Below are 18,856 nucleotides of genomic sequence, written 5' to 3'. Positions count from 1 at the left end.
GATTTTTTTCCAATAGATCATTTTGATTATTTAGAAGAAAATCCCAATTCAACTTTTATTATTAAATGTAAAGAAGTTTCGCATGAAGTTTTGTAAAGTTAGTAGTTACAGTTCTGTTCTCTGAAGGTTCCCGTTTCTGCACGAATCGTTCGTGTTTGATCAAAATATCAGCGGGAGAATATCTAATATTAATTCCTAAAAGATAAAAATAATGAAAGGAAAAGTAACTAGATTTTTTGCAACATTAAATGATATTGAACCAATTATAAAATGTGTAGAAAGTGTTTTTGATATACAATGTTATGACACAAAAAGATATTTGTCAGACGATAAAGTCTTTACACGATACGATTCGATATTACAAATCCCTAATTTAGGATACACTGAAATAGGGAATAATTTTGGTATTAATTATTTATTAATTCCAAAAACGGCATCTTTAAATATAGAAGAAATACCTCAAATAAAGGGAGGTCTAAAATTTACAGCAGACTCAAATTCTAATAAGGATAGTATTAATTTTAGATTTGCTGGAATATACACTGCAAAGCAAAATGTTTTAGTTGAGTCTAGTATAAGTTATTTATTTGTTGAAAAATTTTCTAAAGATTTGTATGATTTTTTTTCAAAAAAAATAAAAAAAGAGTTTAAGTTAATAGACGGTTTTTACGCAGGTAAAGAGGCGGAAGAAAAATTAAGGCAAGGTTGGCGATTGGTACAAGATGAAAGAAGAGATATAGGATATGATTTGAAATTATAAACGAGATTCATAAAAAAAAGAAAAAAGACCTTATTCAATACTGATTACCAAGTGTATTTCAACAAAATTTCACATATAATCCATTGACTCTATATTCTAATTAATATGAGAAAGACAATTTATATGCTCATTTTACTATTTATTTCATCTTGTGGAATTGGTCCCGTTAAATGGGAAGGTTTTTCCAATTATGAAAAACCTGTACGGTTTGAAAAATCAGTAAAATTAAAAACAAATGGAGTTTATGTAGTTGACTCTGTAAATGGATATATAAATTCAAAAGAGTGTTATTATCTGTATAATAATGGCCTTTGCTTGCCAAATTCACAGGATAAGAATTTTTGGAAAAATCCAAAATATTATCTGGATGAAGAATATAATCGAATGCTAAAATATCAAGAAAAGTACAAAATAAAACCTGATGTATTTGGTCAATATTCCATTTCAAACGATACAATTTGTTTTCAAGTATTTGGAGCTAATAATAATGAGTTTTTTAGGAGATGGGTTATAGAAGATAAAGGGATAATTGTAAATGATAGTACGATTAAATTATTTTCGTCCTATTCATATTTAAGAAAGATAGAGTTATTAGACAAGCCAAAGACATTACTATTTTATAAAACGGAAATTAAACCTGACAGTACAAAACTATTTTATAAAAATAAAAAATGGTACAAAAAAGGGTTGCATAAAAGCAGGAAGTAATAAATAAATTTTTATTTGAAAATTAGATTCAAAAAAAAAACCGCAAGAATCACTAAGCTTAATAAAATAATTATGAAAAAACTCATTATCCTTTTATTACTCATTTCATTTTCATGCAAGACCGGACAAAATGAATATCAAACCAAAAATGAAAACATTACGGTCTGTAACATTAATGATCAAGTTCCAATTAATTCAAAAAAAATAAATATTTCTTCAGGGGAGATTTATTGTGGACTTTTACGAAGAAAACTACCTCGAAGAGAAAGGACGTTAATTGATGAAACAGAGCACTTTGGGCAAAATTCCACATTCACTTATTATAAAAGTATTGAAGAAAACCTGTCAAGATTGAATATTGAAATAGAAATTAACTTTTATAAAGATTTACTTGACGCGTCTCGCGAATTCAAAGCGTAATATTCGACAATTAAAAAAATTAATAGATATGAAATTAAAAAGAGAAAAAGGTATTTATTTGATTCTGTGTGAAAATGAAAACTTAATTGAGAATGATTTGAATTATCTCTCTGATTGTATTTTTGTTAATTTAAATCTTAAAAAATCAATTAAAGTTAATCAGTATTTTAAAAAGAACAAATTAGATTATATTAAAAATTCACTTATTTCTGCATCAAATTTACCAAATGAATTGTACAGTGTTGTTAATTACCTTTTGAAGAAAACCGACTGTATAGTAATAGGAACAGCTGGTTTGTCTTTTGATTCTATAGTAAGTATTGTTGAAGATGTGAGATTTTTACATAAAGAAAAAACAATATATTTCATTTCGTATTTTAAAGAAGATAGTATTGACTTCGATAGCTATAAAATTTTTAATATAAAAGAAATAGGAGCAAAAGAGTTAAGAGTTTTGTTACAAGGAAAAGCTTAAAAAGCTTATTATTCTGAAATGCTACAATTAAATGTAAAGATTATAGCCGGATTCTTGGACACATTTTAATTTTCTATTCCAAGATCAATTCAGATGCAAATGATATATCAAAAAAAAGAATTTCAAGAATCATTACAAATCATGCTGCAATTGTAGCTTTTAAAAAAACTTCGGAGAGCCGAATATGAAATTTATTAAAAACAGAATGAACACACCTCAAAAACTTATTCTCTTACGATTACTTCTTTCACCTTTAATTCTACTTATTGCCTGGCAATGGGGTACCAAAGGAGCGGTACTAATTTTATTTCTAATGTATCTGGGTTTAATTAGTGATATTCTGGATGGAATAATTGCCAGAAAACAAAATTGCTCTACTGAAAAATTGCGAAGATTAGATAGTCAGGTCGACATGATATTCTGGGTTTCAATAGGAATAAGTTCATGGTTACTCTATCCTGAATTGATAAGTGAAAACAAATATTATATTTTCACTGTTTTTGCTATGGAAGGATTATGTTATGTAATCAGTATCATAAAATTTCAAAAGGAAACCTGTACTCATGCTTTTTTATCAAAAGTTTGGGGACTTACGCTCTTATTTGCATTTACATCAATGATCGGATTTGGGCATACGGGAATACCTTTTGCCGTTGCAATCATCATGGCTGTTATTTCCCATGCAGATGTTATTCTGATTATTTTGATATTACCAAAGTGGCAACATGATATTCCCAGTTCTTATCACGCCTATTTGATTAGACGTGGAATCGGATTTAAAAAAAATCGTTTTTTAAATAGTTAACTATTTTACTCAGTATTACGAATTAGTATAAAAACAAAAAGCCCCAGATTTCTCTGAAGCTTTGTCTTTGTAGGGGAAGCAGTCAAATAGCTAACCATTTTACAGGGAATTTTTATAAAGCTGCAGCAAGATTTTACTTTTTTTTAGCTTGAATGATAAACTTTAAATTTCACTTTTCTTTTTCGTGTATATTGAAAAGTTAAATGTTATGTTTGTTCACAGTTCAGCGAAAAATTAAAAAGATGTAATGACAGATAAATTAGAGATTAAAGTTCCTGAAAAACTATATGGGCTTGATCATTTACGGGCTTTAGCTATTATTTTAGTTTTCTTTTTTCATTATTATATTCTAAGTGACGGAGAACCCGAATGGCTTCCTGATGTAGCTTCATTTGGTTGGACAGGAGTTGATTTGTTTTTTGTGTTAAGCGGATTTTTAATTTCTTCTCAACTATTTCTACAAATTAAAAAAGGGCAATTAATTTCATTTAAAGTTTTTTTTATCAAACGATTTTTTAGAATTGTGCCGGCATTTTTAGCAACAGTTGGGATTTATTTTTGCTTCCCGTATTTCAGAGAAAAAGAAGCACTACCTGCAATTTGGAGATTTCTTACTTTTACTCAGAATTTTAATCTTAATTTAAAGGACTACGGAACATTTTCACATTGCTGGTCGCTATGTGTAGAAGAACATTTTTATCTTTTTTTGCCAATTATTTTAATATTTCTACAGACTTCAAAACTGTTCTCTAAATCATATTGGCTATTAATAGGCTTGTTTTTATTCGGTTTTGCGATTAGATTTTATAGTTTTAATCACTTGTATCTGCCGAAAATTGGTGAACAAAATAGTTGGATGTACTGGTATAAATTTATTTACTATCCGACGTATAATCGCTTAGACGGACTTTTAGTTGGTGTTTCTATTGCAGGCATTTATCAGTTTTTACCAAATTTATGGATCAAACTTTCAAAATATGGGAATCAATTTATTTTATTCAGTTTATGTATTTTGACAGCTGCTTATTTTTTATGTGAAGACTTAATGACTTTCAAGGCATCTGTTTTTGGATTTCCATTAATTGCACTTGGCTTTGGTTTTATGGTGGCAGGTTCGATTAGTCCTATTAGCTTTTTATATAAAATGAATTCAAAAATTACAACCTTTATAGCTCATCTTTCTTTTTCAATTTATTTGACACATAAAGGAATAATTCATACAACCCACCAGCTATTAAAAGAATTTGAAATAGAGAATAATGTCATGCTTCTAATTTGTATGATTACTTGTGTTTTAGGAGCCTATATTCTTCACTTGACAGTAGAAAAACCATTTATGAAAATAAGAAACAAAACCATAAAAGAAATATGAATGTTATTCACTAATTTAATCCGTTAGGTGTAATTATTTGAAGTAAAAAACATTGCTTAGATATTAGTCAAGATGATGAATCTCAGTGTATTGAAGTAGATAGGCCACCAATATCTATGTCAAACATAGTAAAAAAATATTTTAAAGTTTTAGATATTATAAGTTCTTTGAATTGTGACTCAATATTGAAATAGGGAGTTGGGAGAAGAAGAAAATGACTGATTAGGATTGTTGCATAACTTAATTTCCATAGTCTCTTCAGACTAAGTAAAACGATAAATCTTCTAAATCTGCGCGGAAAATTTGGTGCACAGATTTAGAAGATTTTATAAGGCTCAAGTAACTTATTTTTTAAAACTTAAGCTTATGAATTAGTTAAGCCTTTTAAAGGTATAATTTATCTAATGTTTTCGTAAACAGTTCTGCTGTTAAGTGGTTGTATTGCACGGAAATTTTCTTCTTCATATATATCCGCATAATCTTCTAATTGGTCAGCTGTCATTTGAATATTATTCTTGAACACGATCCAAGTAACTGGCCCTTGGTTTGGAGTTGAATCCAAATTTGGAGTTGTCAGTGAACCACTGTAGCTATAATATTTTCCTGTGTCTGAAGGCATGATAGAACTTAGGTAAAAAGTATCAGTCATTGCATTTATACCTTTATCTGTTGGAGATCCATTGATAAGCGTTTGCAAAGCACTATTAACAGTTCCGGTTTTGATAACTACACCCAAAACAGCATAAGCACCTGTTTCTGATTTGTTTACAAAGTGAATTTCCATAGTACCATATTCTCCGTTTACATTGTGTTCGCTATGACGGTGAAAGTGAAATTGCTGTAATTCATATTTCATACCCTTAATCGTAATGTAATTGTTTGCTTTATCGGTAGTTGATAAACTTACTTTCAGATTTTCGGTTGTGTTTTCTACGCTGCTAAGTGTTATAGCATTATAATGAATAACAGGATCAGTGGTATTCATTTTTTCGGTAGTACTTGTGTTGATGCTAATAGGCGATTGCCCCTGGATATTGGTTGTTCCAAGAGGATAATTATAACTTACTATGCCTTCTGGAAATTCCGTATTAGTTTCATTCGTTTCATTCGTTTCATCTTTATTACAAGAAACGAACATTACTGTTGCTATTAATGCGATACTTATTTGTTTAATATATGTTTTCATCGTTTTTAAGTTTTTTATTTAATTATTGTTTTTGTTTATTTCTTTAAAAAAAACCAATGAAAAGAAGATTCAAAAAGAGATTTAAATAGAAGCTTACTTCCAGATTAATCTATCTTGATCAGTGATTTTGAACTAAAGATTTAGCGGATAATTAAATTAAAAATGTGGCGGACGAAAAATAGAAGAAATAAAGTGGTAATAATAATAAGTGTTTTCAGAAAGAGCCCTGTTTTGCTGATTTGCCAAAATAATTAAACCAGCAAAAAGATTTGTTTGGTAGATTTTTATATTCTTTTTTTTAAGGAAATTATTAACGCGGGACTTGTTACGAGAATTTCTCTTCTTATTATTATGTTTCTGATTGGATAAGGCTATTGGAAAGTTTGTCTTTTTTTGAAAAACAAAATTAGGAACAAAACTACTACTTTTGATTAAAATAACATCTCTTTTAAACAAATCAACAGATTGTCCAAAGGATATAAAAAAACTCATTGAGACAATAATAATCCCAAGTGAAAAATAAAAATGAAGTGATCTTTTAAATGTATTTTTCAGCAATTTTGTTGTGGTAGTTTTTGAGTATTTGGTTTGGTAATCTGACGGTAAATTTGCAATAAAGCATTAATACAGCAAAATTAATTAACATAATTTTATTTATTAAAACACAAACTAAAATGAAGGTCTAAAAGGCTGTAAAGTTTATCTTTCAAAACCGTTTCTAAAGCGAAAATTTAAAACAAATCTATATGTATCAGGGGAATACTATATTATTTATAACCCGTTGGGTGAAATTATTAAAAAATCAGTTCGAGTGCTTTTTGTGTAGTAAAACGGAACAAACTTCTCGATACGCTTCGCACTAGAAGTGACGTGTATCGAGAACCGTTTTTAATGATAATTTCTCTGTTCTCGATACTATTTTCTATCGAAAATCACTCGAACTGACCAAAAATCATCATCAAAAACTAATTACACCCAACGGGTTAACTTATGTAAAACAGTCAACGGATTATTTCTTTATAAGAACCTGTAAGCATCATAAAAAAATCCTTATTCTTTTTTTGAATAAGGATTTTTAGTTTAATTATTTAAGCTTTCTAATTTTTGGTCCATACCATGGTAAAAAAAAGTGATGAAATTATTAAGTTTTAGAAAAAGAAATAACCGACAGATAATTGAAATACTCCGTTTTTATTTTTACTCGAAGAACTATCTAAATTATTAATATCTGTTAGTCCCAGATTATATCTTGCACTAAAATTTAGTCCGTTGTCAAGTTTATAGCCTACACCGAAATTAACGCCAAAATCAAAAGTATTAAACGAATTTTTTACATCTGTCTTTTCATTTTTAGCAGCAAGTAAAAAACCTATTTGTGGTCCGGCTTCAAGACTCAATCCTTTTGTTAAATAATATTTTCCCATTAAAGGAACGTTCAGGTAACTTAAAGCAATTGTATTATCATTTAGATCATATCCCTGACCAGAATACATCAATTCAGGCTGGAAAGAAAATTTATCTGAGATGGGAATTTCAGATAAAACACCAAAATTAAATGATGTTACGGCACCAATACCTTTGGTATTATCTCCGCTTACAGAGGCAAAGTTTAAACCTCCCTTAGCACCAAATTTAATTTTTTGGGCATTAACATTTGTAAATCCTAAAACTGTAACTACAGCTAGTACTAAAAATTTTCTCATAAAAAGTGTTTTGAATTATTTAAATCCAAAATTCGCATAAGAAAAAGTGGAAAAGGTATCAAAAGCTTAAAAATGTACAAACTGATACCTATTTGCTGGTATTTTTATATTCATTTGGTGTCTGACCAGTAACTTTTTTAAAGGCTTTATAAAAAGTAGCTTTCGAAGTAAATCCGGATTCTAATCCCATCGTCAACAAATTATAGTTTTCATATTCAGAATTTGACATCATTTCCTTGACAGCTTCAACTCGATATTGAGTGATGTAATGGGCAAAATTTTCTCCTGTTATCGTATTTATAATTTGTGAAACATATCCGGCGCTTATGCCTAATTTTTCAGCGACTTTTTCTCTGTTTAATGTACTGTCTGCATAAATGTGCTGATCTTTGCAAAGAAATTCCAGTTTTTGAAAATAAAGATTATCTGCCGTGATAGATTCCTTATATTCTTCTGGCCTTTTATTTTCTACAATTTGCAGATGGGTATGCGAAATAGCTAAATCTTCATTTAAAAAATTGTAGATAGCTTCTTTGTTTTTGGCAAGTTTGTATTTGTAAATGCCTATATAAGCTGTCCAGTGAATGATGAATGTTGCAGATAAAGCCACAGCATTCATAGTAGAAGAAATGTCATATTGAAGAAATAAGCCGGCCAGAGCAGTAATAAGCCAAACAATTAGCAGTGAAGAAACAATTGTGAGTAAGGTAATGATCCATTTTTTTTCCTGTGAATCTTTTAAATGTCTTATCATAAAATAAGAGTAAAGCGGCAGGAATGGTATGAATGTAACGGCTAAAGCAAGTTGGATCAGACCAAGTATTTGAATGATACCAATGCCCGACTCAGGAATTGTATAAATTCCTGCAATACGATCAAGATCGTATGTAATGTTAAGGAGAGCGGAATAGGCAAATGGAATAAAACACAAATAAAATTTTTGTTTGCTTTTTACGGTATCATCAATCCGGTTTATGATAAACAGGAATAGGAAAGCAGGTATTAGAAATACCCACTCGATGTGGTCAATAAAGCGTAGAAAAGGATAGGGAGTAAAGGCACCTTCAATCTCAAAAACATGATTCAGTAAAATAATTGAAAGTGTGAATAGTAAATATGCCAGATATTTATTTGAATTACTATTGAATAAGGAAGACTTTAAAATAATTAAGCCTAAGATTATTCCCTGAAAAATCGCAATATTTAAAAGTGTTGTATAAATCAATTTTTTAAGATAAAAGTTGTTTTTAGGATTTGTTTTGGGATATCATGGTAACAGGTCATTCTTTAAAACATAGCTTATTTCATACGGATTGATAAGGCGAATTTATAGTAATACTGATAACTTTCTTAAGGGATTAAGAAATGATTAACTAAAATGACCCGCTCCCAGAAGAGTTCTCATGAAAGCTGCGAATGTCCCCTGACTTTGCACCCGCAATCTAAATCAAGTCAAAAACAGCTTTGCAAAAAGAAGTCTCAAACAACAAAGCTCCAGATTTCTCTGAAGCTTTGTTTTAGTAGCGGGAAGCATTCAAATATCCAAGCAGATTATCTTTGATTAGTACAATATTTTAGAATGCGGATCTTAACTTTTTCTCTTCTTTTTGTTTGCATAGCCACTCATATAAATGCCAAAAAGCATCAATCAAATTAAAAGGCCTTTTGATAATTTGTACTGAAAAAAAAATATTTGAAAATAAATAATGTATGAAATTTATCATACATATCTACCCAAATTTGGATGACTTTGTGTTGTTTTGTCACACATATAAATAACTTAGCGGTAATTTTAGTGAGCCAACGACAAAAGACTTGTTAATGTATAACAAATTAAAAGGCTCGTTGACAGCAAGTGAATCCAATTTTAGTCAAATATGTGTACAAACAGTTAGTTAGGCTCTAACTCCCAATTACAACCTATGAAAATAAAAGTTTATTCCCCTTTAAATCCTTTACTTAAAAAATACATAGAGTGTATTTATATACTCACACATACATCTGAAGAAAAACCCGCCAAATACATAACCTTCCCATCTATTTTTACCATTGTATCAATAAGTGAAAAATCAAAAACTATTAATAAAGGGAATAAATTAATCATCAGGCAATGCGACGACAATAAGGTTGAAACAAATTTGGTATCTAATTTCAATAAGCCGGTGTATGTCCAGTACGAAGGGGAAATAAAAGAAATTACTATCTACTTTAAGCCGCTAGCTATTAATTCATTTTTGGAGCATGAATTAAACCATTACAACAGTTCAAGTTTTTCTGAATTTTCACCTTTTAAAGATTATAGAAAAGCTATGATAGAAATTCTTTCTTTGCAAAATGATACCGAAAAAATTCAAGCTGTTGAAAGTTATTGGTTATCCAAATTAATAGGGTTTCAGCATAATTTCCTTGAAACTATTTTGTCTGAAATTATGTGTGAAGAAAATGCAGCTTTAACAATTACAGAACTATGCAAAAAAAATGCTATTTCACGTACAACATTAAACAAACACTTTGGCAGACATATCTGCAAAACACCATCTCAATTTAAAAAGATACTAAGATTTAGAAATGCGGTTAATAAATACGCATCAAGTAACGCAGGAAACAACTTAACGGATATTGCATATTGTGTTGATTATTTTGACCAGTCCCATATGATAAGAGAATTCAAATCATTGACAGGGTTCTCTCCTAAGATTTTTTTTAAAAAAACGACTGCGCTAGAAAAAAAACAAATTCACTGGCTGTTTTTATAGACAGGTTTACATTTGTACAATTTTTCCTTTTATGATTAAAGTACTTTTGTCACTTAATCATAAAATGATACCCATATGACAACCCGTCAAATATATTTTATTACCTCTATCTTCTTCACAGCTCTTTTACAACCTATCGTGGTCAGATCACAAAATTTGGAAAGTATAGTTTATCCGATAAGGTCTCACTTAAAAAATCTTGAAAAAGAAAATAACTTAAGTGGGGTCGTTCTTATTGCAAAAAATGGCAAACCAATATATAGAGAAGCATTTGGTTTTGCAAATTTGCCGGACAGTATTAAAAATAAACCGGACACGAAGTTCAACTTAGCTTCTATAAACAAGATGTTCACAGGAATGGCTATTATGCAATTGGTGGAATCTGGCAAAATTTCACTTCAGGATAAAGTAGGCAAATATCTTTTGGATTATCCTAATAAAACTGTTGCCGACTCTGTGACAATCCATCAATTATTAACGCACACTTCAGGAATGAACAGTTTTTGGGAGGAATACGACAAGCTTGCAAAAGAAAAATTCAAAACAGTTTCGGATTACCTTCCATTGTTTGTTAATAAAAAACTAGCCTTTGCTCCAGGTAGTGACTTCTTGTATAGCAATTCTGGATACATGGTTTTAGGATTAATCATTGAAAAGGTGTCGAGTCAAAATTATTTTGATTTCGTAAAAGAACATATATATAAACCTGCAAAAATGATTAACACTGATGCTTACGAATTGGATAATGCTATTCCAAATTTAGCTACTGGCTATACAATGTCATTGGAAGAACCAGGGCAATGGAAAAATAATATTTTCTCAAATCTAGCAAAAGGAACTCCTGCTGGTGGTGGCTATTCAACAGTTGACGATTTGTTGAGTTTTGCCAATGCTTTACAAAACAATGTTTTACTTAGCAAAGAAAGTACAGCTCTTTACACTTCTGGCAGGGTGAAATTTAGAGATGGAATGTATGGATATGGCTTTATGGAGGATACAATAAACGGACATCGGGTCATTGGACATACTGGTGGGCATGATGGTATTGCTAGTGAACTAATGATTTATCCGGATTTGGGCTACACTGTTGTTATTCTAACAAATGGAGAAGTCGAAAATTATTGGGAAGTGAGTAATCTGATTAAAAAACAATTAGTGGGTTCAACACCATCAATTGACAATTTTTTTTACACTAAAGATATAATAAAGACAGTATGCAATAAAGGTTATGAAGCTGGCATAAAGGAAATAGAACAAAATTCAAAAAAATATTCATTAAGAGAAAGTGTTATTGAAAGATATGGTTATAAGCTATTGTTCGAAAAAAAGACTAATCAGGCAATAGATTTATTTAAGTTAAATAATCACCTTTTTCCAGACTCAACCTATGGCTATTATTATATAAGTGAGGCATATAGGGTTTCAGGTCGAAAAAAACAAGCGATTGAATATCTAAAGTTATACATTGAAAAAGAGCCGGAAGACAATGATGCTAAATTAAAATATAAATTGCTAATGAAATAACTAACGCTAATTTAGTTATAAACCTCTTGTAGCGAGGTAACGTTAGCTGTAATATTCCCAAATGAACATGTGAAATGAAAGAAAACCACCCAAAAAACTCTCTTTGTCATTGTGGATCTAAGCAACTTTAAATTTTATTTTGAAGATTTCGGACCTCTCAGTAATAGCATAAAGTTTATTGAAACAAACAAAGCTCCGGATTTCTCTGAAGCTTTGTTTGTGTTACTTTTTATAACGTATTATTTCGCATTTAATATTTCCAAATAATGAATAAGAATTTTTTCTGAAATTATTTGTTGATTAATTTTTCAAGCCTTGCCATCATTTCATCTTTTTCTTTCAGCATGCGCTCGTATAATTCAATTTTTTCTTCGTGAAGTTTTTTTAACTCTTCGATAGGATTGATGTTGAATGTAGAGGTAGGATTTTTTCCAACACAAGCATTATCTCCAAAAGTATTAGAAATAATATTTATAGCCTGATCCTCATTAAAGTTCTGAAACGCTTCTACAGGAATTTTTAATGCATCTGAGATTTGATTAAGAATATCATCTTCAATTATATCTTTTTGCTCCAGCATAGAAATTTTCTTTTGATTCCAGTCATTTCCCAGATCAAAAGCCAATGCTTCCTGTTTAATGCCAAGCATTTCTCTAAAACGTTTAACGTTTCTTCCCTGATGTATTTTCTGTTCCATAATGAGTATCAATTTTCTAAAGGCTCAAAGATAAAGCGATTTGGCTTAAAAATTCTGAGTTTCAAAGATAAAAAAATATCCTTTAAATGTCCGTTTTTTCAGATGTTAGTTAAAGTTTTTATTTTCTCTTTTCCAATTTAAGTATAACATTTCGATTGTTTGATTGATAATATTTTAATCTAATATAGGCGTTTTCATCTATCTCGCCTCCTTTTGATTTAGCGTTATTATATCCAAAGTCAGTTAAGTCGAAATCTGAAAATTCAAATTTTACATTTCTAACTTTGAATCGTTCAGTATCGTGTCCTGATGAAGGCATTCCATGAAAGTCATTCACATAACCTTCTATTGATTTTAAGCCATTGTTCAAAATGCTGTAAGTTCGGTATATCTTTATTGTTTGCAAAATGGCCAGAAACACAAAAATGATGATTGAAGCATATTTGATTATTTGTATTTTTGTATTTTCGAAGCTTTTGCTTTGCGATAAAAGATTCTGAATCAAATTTCCTTCTATATCTTCATCGTTTCGGAGCTTATAAACTGCTAGCCAATATAAAAACAGAGGTATAACTAGGAACCATGATTTTCGTATCACTTCCAAAACTCCGAAATCGTATATAATATCAAATTGTTTCATTAAGCTTGATTTAAAATTTCTCGCGAACGCGAGCGTCCCGCTCGTTAACACAACAGATCTTAACAAAGATAGATCTTGTTTTGCAAACCTTATTTAGAGGGCTTAATTAATTTATTGTGCTATAAATACCTGTTTTTCTTTTTTAAATAGTTGATAATACCTGTTTTTGAAATAAAATACCTACTCTCTGAAGTTTTGCTTATGAAAAGCTACGCAAATGTCTCTGACTTTGCGTATTTCTTTTATTCTCTAATGAAAATTAAATCTGATAAAAGTCTCCGACTTTTTACGTTTTCGTTTAAAACCAAAAAAGCTCCAGATTTCTCTGAAGCTTTTTGTCTTAGTAGTGGGAAGCATTCAAATATCTAACCAGATTATTAAGGATTATTATGCAATAGCATCTTAAATTTAATATCAAAAAACCGAGTAATTTCAATTCTAAGTAATTAGCTATATTAGCCAAATAAAATTCATCAATATATTATATTTGTTTGCCATTTATCTAAAAAATATGAAGCATTTCTTTTTGATCTTAATAATCATTACAGTTCTGTCTTGTAATAATAAGAAAACTCCTTACACGGATGGAGAAAAAGAACATATGGAATTACATAAAGAAATGGAGAAGGTCGATAGGGAATATCAGAAATTTCAAAGTCTTTTAGTGCAGCTTTATATTGATGGAGAAAAAGATCCTAGAAAAGTGCTTTTGCAGGTAGACAATTTAATTGCTCTCAATAAGAAAGAAAAAGACAAATATAAGTCTCAAATTAAGTCTAATATCAACGAAGGTATTAACAGTCTTAAAGCTGAATTATATTATAAACTTGGTAAACACAACGAATCAATTAAAGAGTTAAATAATAACGAATATAAATCCGGTGATGTCGCAGCCGCTTATGCAGCAAATTATATCAAATTAAAAGATTATAAAAAAGCAAAATCATTTATTGATAGTATAGGAATAGGTTACTATATTTATGATTATGCTCTGGGAAATTATTATGAATGTGTCGGAAATAAAACCGAGGCATTAAAAATATATAAAGAAATAAAAGAAGACAAAACAATAAAGCATTATGCTTATTACAAATTAGCAGTAAATAGGCTTTATAAACTCCAGAGAAATAATGTAAAACTTCTAGAGGAAATCTATTACCCTACTCAAAACCCAAATTTTGAAACAGCAGATTCTGACAATGAGAATAGAACCAAAATTTTCAATTTAATGCAGAACCTTCCAGAAAATCAAGAATGGGCTGGAACAAGTATTATAGAATCGCCACAAATTAATGATAAGAATTATTACTGGGTTAGAGTTACAAATGAAGATAAGGAAGAATTCAATTATTACATTTATCAAAAAACTTTTGAGATAAAATTTTTTAATCCTAAAAGTAAAAAATTATTGTCGCTCGAAGAATGGAGAAAAGAAAATAAAAATTAATCTCCTTTGCTGTTTTTCAGCCTCGTTCGAAAAAAAGTAATATAAACAAAAAAGCTCCAGATTTCTCTGAAGCTTTTTGTCTTAGTAGCGGGAACAGGACTCGAACCTGTGTCCGCCGCGGCGGATAAGAGCCCGATGAGCTATGATTTTTGGATTAGTTGTTTAATAAATTTCCTTCCAGCTCCAGTTTTTAAATATTTTTCTCTTTTCAAAGCTTCAGCTTTAGAGTTGAAAAATTCAACATGAACAACAGTCCATAATACAAAATGTTATAAACGAAAAAACACCACTTTTATGGAGTGGTGTTTTTACTTAGTAGCGGGAACAGGACTCGAACCTGTGACCTTCGGGTTATGAGCCCGACGAGCTGCCTACTGCTCTATCCCGCGATGTGGGTGCAAATATACGTAGTAAATACAGTTTAGCAAAGGAATTACTGATTTTTTTTATTTAAGCAGTTTTGGTTTTTAATTTGCTGGTGGTTAGTAGTTTAAAAGGAATAATAGGCGAGGAGCCTCTTTAATAAGTTAAACCTTTAAAATTTATAGTCCAATAATTCCGTGTAAGGATCGTCTTTTAGCCCTAGCAAAAGACCAAAAGCAGGTTCAGTTTTGTAACCATTCTGTTTGAGCCGGATAATTTCAAGCCTGAATTTTTCACCTTTTAATTGTAAAATGTTGTTTTCGATGATCATGTGTCGGTATCCATTCTGATTTTGGACCGGAATATTTTGTCCGAAGATTTCAATTTCGAAACCTTCTGTTCTGAAGTTTGCAATAATCGATTCCTGATTATTAATTCTGGTTTCCCTAATCGTAAATTCAGCCTCAGTTCCAAAAATAGCGGTTAGCTTTTCGATAAAATGGGTTTTATCTTTCCAATAACAAATGATATCGAGATCACTGTTTTCGATAGCAATGTTTATCGGAATGGTACCGACTAAAACAGGGTCAAATTCAGCAAGCTGAGACAAAATCTTATTTTGAGTTAAGACTTCGTAGGCACGGATTTGTTTTGTATTTCCGGTTTTTAAATAGTCAAGAGTAGTGAAGTCAGTCATTTGGTTTTACTTACTATAATCTTTTTCGTCCTTGATTTCCTGTTCCAGCCTTTTGTTGATGTTGACGGTAGCAGCTGTAAATACAAAAATAGTTGTTTTGTATTCGCGGGCATAGGGATTGTTTATTGCACCAGCGATCCGTGACGTTTTAAAATACGGACTGGTTTCTTTAAACTCATTGTCCTCTTCTTCATATTCCTTGACCCTGATGAGGTTTTTGTATGTTATGGTAAGATCAAACCAATTGACATAATCGGCATTAAAAGAAACTGCTTTGATTCCTTTTTTGGTGTAATAATTAATCGCCCCGGCCTGTCCGTAATTGTCGCAAAGCACTATCGTTTTGTCCTGATTAGGCAAATAGGAATAAACAGAATCGGTTTTGCGGGCCAATTCTTTCCAGCCCAGCATATCGGCGAAATCCTGAGGCAGGGCATGATTTTTTCCGTCTTCCCAGCGTAACATTCCCAGTTTTTTATAGTGCTCCGGATGTTGTACAATATATTCCGGGCTCTTATTGGGAAAAGCAAAATGGTAGATCGGAATAAAAAACAGTACAGGAATCAGTATAAAGACAGGCTGCAGATACCGTTTCCAGCCGGATTTTAAAATATCGGAAAGAAAAACAGATCCGAAAGCAATATAAACGGGATACAAACCAATGGCATAATAGGCTTTGGCTTTGAAATATAAAAAGACAAGTAGTGTGAAAATAATAGTTCCAAAGAACAATTTATATTTCGAGAAAGGTTTATAAAATAATAACGCATACAGTGCCGCAATAATAACCGGAACAGCGCCGATAAAAAACAAAAGCTGTTCTTTTAAAAACCCCATGCGATCAACATTGACCAATTGTGTTTCCGCTAATTCTTTCATATGATGCACAATTGGAAACTGATTGTTGTACTGCCATAAAAGATTCGGAAGGATTAATAATAGTCCAAGGAGTAAGGCGAAATACATCTTTTTTTGGGCTAAAATCTTTCTTTGAGGAGAAAGCAGAAGAGCAGGCAGAAGACCGATAAGCAGGAACAAAATGTTGTATTTATTTAGAAAACCGAAAGAAAATACGACAGCACTAATATAAAACCATTTTGTATTTTCGGTTTTGATGTACAGGATAATAACATAATAAAACGCGGTCCAGCACAATACATCTAATGAATTGGGCTGATACAGCATATTGATCCGAAGCAGCGATGACAACAAAATACAAGTTGCCCCCAGGATTAAAGCATACAGATTTCCTTTTAAAGCTTCAATAGTTTTCCAGACGATAACCAGCGTCAGAACGCCAAACAGCGCAGGAAAAAACCTGACCCAGAAAACAGAACTTCCGAGTAAAAAGATTAGATAAGAAATCCACGAGGTTACCGGAGGAACCGATAAATATCCCCAGGCCAGATGATGCGCCTGATCGAGATGCAGGTATTCATCACGCTGTAAATCGTATTCGGGACTTAGTAGAACGCATTGCAAAACAAATTTCAGAATAATAAACCCAATTAAAAGTATTGTTTTTCTGGTCATGGAAGGTTGGTTTTTTCAGGTTGTTTTGTTGGTTTGATAATTTCAGCTTTGGTTACTGAATCGTAATCAAAAATAGTGATTTCTGTTTTATAATTTTCTTTTAATGGAAACCGCGACATTAAGGGATAGAAAACAGAGTAAGAACCGCTGATCAGCAGGAATAAAATCAGAATAAATCTTTATTTCTATTTTTTAATGATAAAAGAATCTTTTAGACCGATTATTTTGATATTTTGTCGACTTATGAGGATTACCTTTCAATTATTAATACATATATTCGCAAAAATTTTCCCGCATGAAAGTAATACTATACTTATCAATTTTTTGTTGTTTTTTTAACACTTCCGTTTATAGTCAGAATGAAACCAATATCACCTATGGACTGAAGTTTGGTGCACTGCAATCCAGAATTAGTAATCTTCCGGAAAGTATTAAGGGAAGGGACAATACATTTGATAACAGTGTTATGGAAAGTAAAGGGGCTTATGGTTTAGAAGGCGGTTTCTTTTTAAACTTCAAACTTTATGATACGCGCGTTGCCATTCAGCCGGAAATCTTATTCAGGCAATCCGGAGAAAAAGTTACGTACCGCGATGCTGTGGGAAAAGAATTTGAGTTAGGACTTCATTATTCGTATTTACAGATCGGAGCTTTGTATAAAGTATATCCATACCAGGGATTAAATTTAGGTTTTGGTGCTTTTTACGGCATCAGTTTATCCCCAAATAATGTTACTTATACTTCTAATGAAGCAGGAGGAATGTACGATGTGGCAACAAGGCAGTTCTATCAGGACGGACTTGAGGGTGCAGATGATTTTTCTCTGTGTTTTGCGGCAGGTTATGAACTTCATCAAAGTATTCACTTCGATTTACGTTATTATTTAGGCGTAAAAGATGTGGTAAAAAGTAATGCTTCTTCTTTTCAGTTTATAGAAAATCAAAATAAAAGTGGTGTGATTTGTTTTTCTGTAGGCTATAGTTTTCATCAATGGTAATTTCAATAAAAAAAATGAAAAAATTTATTCTGCTTCTTCTTTTAGTAAGCACAAAAGCTGTTTTGGCACAAGGTGACAGAGAGATCACCTATGGTATTTTTGCCGGAGGTATTCATTCAACATTATCTAATCTTCCTGATGTGATAGTTCCCAAAGGTATTTACGAAGGATATACCTTAAAAGAAGAAGGCAAGTTTGGAGGAACAGGCGGCTTCTTTATCAATTGGAAATATCCTTATGCCAAAGTGAGTATTCAAACCGAAGTTTCGTATTCCGGTCAAAGTACCGATTTGAATTATGAAGACACAGAAGGACTGAAATATAAAATGACTTTTGGTTACAGCTATATTAATGTTGGTGCACAATTTAAATATTATCCTGTTGAAGGATTTTATATTGGTGTGGGACCTTACGTTAGTTTTAATATTGCCAGTGACAATATAAAGTACACGTCAAACAGCCAGGAAGTATTTGGCAGTTCGGGGGCTTATTTTGAGCCGGATGCGAATGTGCAGAAAGTCTTAAAGGAATCCTTAACCGGTAAAAATTATTTTTCAGGGATGCTGTCTTTAGGATACGAATTCAGTTCGAATCTATCTGTTGGAGCACGTTATACTTTAGGTCTGACAGATGCTTTGACAACAGAAGAAAACGGACACCGTTACAGCGAAAACAAAAATAAAATCAACAGCATTTCATTGATTATCGGGTATTCATTCGACTTTGACGACCTGGGGAATTTTTAATAAATAATCATCTTAAAAATCATTACC

Annotated in this window: 19 protein-coding genes and 1 tRNA gene; 11 read left to right on the top strand and 9 right to left on the bottom strand. The window is 31.2% G+C overall.

The window, feature by feature from the left end; genetic code table 11:
* The first annotated feature begins 211 nt into the window (after positions 1–211).
* The 6 genes from HAV12_RS19410 to HAV12_RS19385 all read left to right on the top strand — a co-directional run bounded on the left by HAV12_RS19410 (position 212) and on the right by HAV12_RS19385 (position 4,540).
* Positions 212–760: a hypothetical protein gene (locus HAV12_RS19410; protein ID WP_171571090.1), complete on the top strand. Its 549-nt coding sequence runs from the start codon at positions 212–214 to the stop codon at positions 758–760.
* A gap of 105 nt (positions 761–865) precedes the next feature.
* Positions 866–1,468 carry a hypothetical protein gene (locus HAV12_RS19405; protein ID WP_171571089.1) on the top strand — a complete coding sequence of 201 codons (603 nt, stop codon included), beginning with the start codon at positions 866–868 and terminating at the stop codon, positions 1,466–1,468.
* 72 nt (positions 1,469–1,540) lie between these two features.
* Complete coding sequence (locus HAV12_RS19400; RefSeq protein WP_171571088.1) at positions 1,541–1,888, top strand: hypothetical protein; 348 nt, start codon at positions 1,541–1,543, stop codon at positions 1,886–1,888.
* A 28-nt stretch (positions 1,889–1,916) separates the two neighbouring features.
* Positions 1,917–2,363, top strand: a complete 447-nt coding sequence (locus tag HAV12_RS19395; protein ID WP_171571087.1) for a hypothetical protein — start codon at positions 1,917–1,919, stop codon at positions 2,361–2,363.
* A gap of 205 nt (positions 2,364–2,568) precedes the next feature.
* The gene (locus tag HAV12_RS19390; protein WP_171571086.1) at positions 2,569–3,168 is read left to right on the top strand and encodes a CDP-alcohol phosphatidyltransferase family protein; all 600 of its coding nucleotides are present in this window, start codon (positions 2,569–2,571) and stop codon (positions 3,166–3,168) included.
* A 247-nt stretch (positions 3,169–3,415) separates the two neighbouring features.
* A complete protein-coding gene (locus HAV12_RS19385) occupies positions 3,416–4,540 on the top strand; it encodes an acyltransferase (RefSeq protein WP_171571085.1) in 1,125 nt (374 codons plus the stop codon).
* 397 nt (positions 4,541–4,937) lie between these two features.
* Here the strand turns inward: HAV12_RS19385 and HAV12_RS19380 are convergent, their stop codons facing one another.
* From HAV12_RS19380 to HAV12_RS19365, 4 genes are all read right to left on the bottom strand, one after another.
* Positions 4,938–5,726, bottom strand: a complete 789-nt coding sequence (locus tag HAV12_RS19380; RefSeq protein WP_171571084.1) for a carbonic anhydrase family protein — start codon at positions 5,724–5,726, stop codon at positions 4,938–4,940.
* A 156-nt stretch (positions 5,727–5,882) separates the two neighbouring features.
* On the bottom strand, positions 5,883–6,284 hold the full coding sequence (locus HAV12_RS19375; protein WP_171571083.1) for a hypothetical protein: 402 nt from the start codon (positions 6,282–6,284) through the stop codon (positions 5,883–5,885).
* A gap of 590 nt (positions 6,285–6,874) precedes the next feature.
* Complete coding sequence (locus HAV12_RS19370; RefSeq protein WP_171571082.1) at positions 6,875–7,429, bottom strand: porin family protein; 555 nt, start codon at positions 7,427–7,429, stop codon at positions 6,875–6,877.
* A gap of 88 nt (positions 7,430–7,517) precedes the next feature.
* Positions 7,518–8,654 carry an AraC family transcriptional regulator gene (locus HAV12_RS19365; protein WP_171571081.1) on the bottom strand — a complete coding sequence of 379 codons (1,137 nt, stop codon included), beginning with the start codon at positions 8,652–8,654 and terminating at the stop codon, positions 7,518–7,520.
* A 697-nt stretch (positions 8,655–9,351) separates the two neighbouring features.
* Between HAV12_RS19365 and HAV12_RS19360 the strand changes: the two genes are divergently transcribed.
* A complete protein-coding gene (locus HAV12_RS19360) occupies positions 9,352–10,185 on the top strand; it encodes an AraC family transcriptional regulator (RefSeq protein WP_171571080.1) in 834 nt (277 codons plus the stop codon).
* A 75-nt stretch (positions 10,186–10,260) separates the two neighbouring features.
* Positions 10,261–11,709, top strand: coding sequence for a serine hydrolase domain-containing protein (locus HAV12_RS19355; RefSeq protein ID WP_171571079.1), 1,449 nt, complete (start codon positions 10,261–10,263; stop codon positions 11,707–11,709).
* 289 nt (positions 11,710–11,998) lie between these two features.
* Here HAV12_RS19355 and HAV12_RS19350 read toward each other — a convergent pair whose 3' ends face one another.
* Together HAV12_RS19350 and HAV12_RS19345 are read right to left on the bottom strand one after the other, a co-directional pair.
* Positions 11,999–12,406, bottom strand: a complete 408-nt coding sequence (locus tag HAV12_RS19350) for a helix-turn-helix transcriptional regulator (RefSeq protein WP_171571078.1) — start codon at positions 12,404–12,406, stop codon at positions 11,999–12,001.
* Positions 12,407–12,524: 118 nt separating this feature from the next.
* Complete coding sequence (locus HAV12_RS19345; protein WP_171571077.1) at positions 12,525–13,046, bottom strand: hypothetical protein; 522 nt, start codon at positions 13,044–13,046, stop codon at positions 12,525–12,527.
* 511 nt (positions 13,047–13,557) lie between these two features.
* Between HAV12_RS19345 and HAV12_RS19340 the strand changes: the two genes are divergently transcribed.
* Positions 13,558–14,493, top strand: coding sequence for a hypothetical protein (locus tag HAV12_RS19340; RefSeq protein ID WP_171571076.1), 936 nt, complete (start codon positions 13,558–13,560; stop codon positions 14,491–14,493).
* Positions 14,494–14,809: 316 nt separating this feature from the next.
* Here the strand turns inward: HAV12_RS19340 and HAV12_RS19335 are convergent.
* From HAV12_RS19335 to HAV12_RS19325, 3 genes are all read right to left on the bottom strand, one after another.
* Positions 14,810–14,882 (bottom strand) — tRNA-Met (locus tag HAV12_RS19335).
* Positions 14,883–15,028: 146 nt separating this feature from the next.
* Positions 15,029–15,553 (bottom strand): DUF4269 domain-containing protein, encoded by a 525-nt coding sequence (locus HAV12_RS19330; protein ID WP_171571075.1) that lies wholly within the window; start codon positions 15,551–15,553, stop codon positions 15,029–15,031.
* A gap of 6 nt (positions 15,554–15,559) precedes the next feature.
* Positions 15,560–17,086 carry a glycosyltransferase family 39 protein gene (locus tag HAV12_RS19325; protein ID WP_171571074.1) on the bottom strand — a complete coding sequence of 509 codons (1,527 nt, stop codon included), beginning with the start codon at positions 17,084–17,086 and terminating at the stop codon, positions 15,560–15,562.
* Positions 17,087–17,381: 295 nt separating this feature from the next.
* Between HAV12_RS19325 and HAV12_RS19320 the strand changes: the two genes are divergently transcribed.
* Complete coding sequence (locus HAV12_RS19320; protein WP_171571073.1) at positions 17,382–18,083, top strand: outer membrane beta-barrel protein; 702 nt, start codon at positions 17,382–17,384, stop codon at positions 18,081–18,083.
* Positions 18,084–18,097: 14 nt separating this feature from the next.
* Positions 18,098–18,829, top strand: a complete 732-nt coding sequence (locus HAV12_RS19315; RefSeq protein ID WP_171571072.1) for an outer membrane beta-barrel protein — start codon at positions 18,098–18,100, stop codon at positions 18,827–18,829.
* Positions 18,830–18,856 lie beyond the last annotated feature (27 nt).

The organism is Flavobacterium sp. CLA17, from assembly GCF_013112255.2.
In the GTDB taxonomy this organism is placed as follows: domain Bacteria; phylum Bacteroidota; class Bacteroidia; order Flavobacteriales; family Flavobacteriaceae; genus Flavobacterium; species Flavobacterium circumlabens.
This window is presented reverse-complemented; position numbering and strand designations above follow the sequence as displayed.

Excerpts from the sequence above, each read along its gene's own strand:
- HAV12_RS19410 (WP_171571090.1), top strand. The coding sequence starts at position 212 with ATGAAAGGAAAAGTAACTAGATTTTTTGCAACATTAAATGATATTGAA.
- HAV12_RS19405 (WP_171571089.1), top strand. The coding sequence starts at position 866 with ATGAGAAAGACAATTTATATGCTCATTTTACTATTTATTTCATCTTGT.
- HAV12_RS19400 (WP_171571088.1), top strand. The coding sequence starts at position 1,541 with ATGAAAAAACTCATTATCCTTTTATTACTCATTTCATTTTCATGCAAG.
- HAV12_RS19395 (WP_171571087.1), top strand. The coding sequence starts at position 1,917 with ATGAAATTAAAAAGAGAAAAAGGTATTTATTTGATTCTGTGTGAAAAT.
- HAV12_RS19390 (WP_171571086.1), top strand. The coding sequence starts at position 2,569 with ATGAACACACCTCAAAAACTTATTCTCTTACGATTACTTCTTTCACCT.
- HAV12_RS19385 (WP_171571085.1), top strand. The coding sequence starts at position 3,416 with ATGACAGATAAATTAGAGATTAAAGTTCCTGAAAAACTATATGGGCTT.
- HAV12_RS19380 (WP_171571084.1), bottom strand. The coding sequence starts at position 5,726 with ATGAAAACATATATTAAACAAATAAGTATCGCATTAATAGCAACAGTA.
- HAV12_RS19370 (WP_171571082.1), bottom strand. The coding sequence starts at position 7,429 with ATGAGAAAATTTTTAGTACTAGCTGTAGTTACAGTTTTAGGATTTACA.
- HAV12_RS19360 (WP_171571080.1), top strand. The coding sequence starts at position 9,352 with ATGAAAATAAAAGTTTATTCCCCTTTAAATCCTTTACTTAAAAAATAC.
- HAV12_RS19355 (WP_171571079.1), top strand. The coding sequence starts at position 10,261 with ATGACAACCCGTCAAATATATTTTATTACCTCTATCTTCTTCACAGCT.
- HAV12_RS19350 (WP_171571078.1), bottom strand. The coding sequence starts at position 12,406 with ATGGAACAGAAAATACATCAGGGAAGAAACGTTAAACGTTTTAGAGAA.
- HAV12_RS19345 (WP_171571077.1), bottom strand. The coding sequence starts at position 13,046 with ATGAAACAATTTGATATTATATACGATTTCGGAGTTTTGGAAGTGATA.
- HAV12_RS19340 (WP_171571076.1), top strand. The coding sequence starts at position 13,558 with ATGAAGCATTTCTTTTTGATCTTAATAATCATTACAGTTCTGTCTTGT.
- HAV12_RS19330 (WP_171571075.1), bottom strand. The coding sequence starts at position 15,553 with ATGACTGACTTCACTACTCTTGACTATTTAAAAACCGGAAATACAAAA.
- HAV12_RS19325 (WP_171571074.1), bottom strand. The coding sequence starts at position 17,086 with ATGACCAGAAAAACAATACTTTTAATTGGGTTTATTATTCTGAAATTT.
- HAV12_RS19320 (WP_171571073.1), top strand. The coding sequence starts at position 17,382 with ATGAAAGTAATACTATACTTATCAATTTTTTGTTGTTTTTTTAACACT.
- HAV12_RS19315 (WP_171571072.1), top strand. The coding sequence starts at position 18,098 with ATGAAAAAATTTATTCTGCTTCTTCTTTTAGTAAGCACAAAAGCTGTT.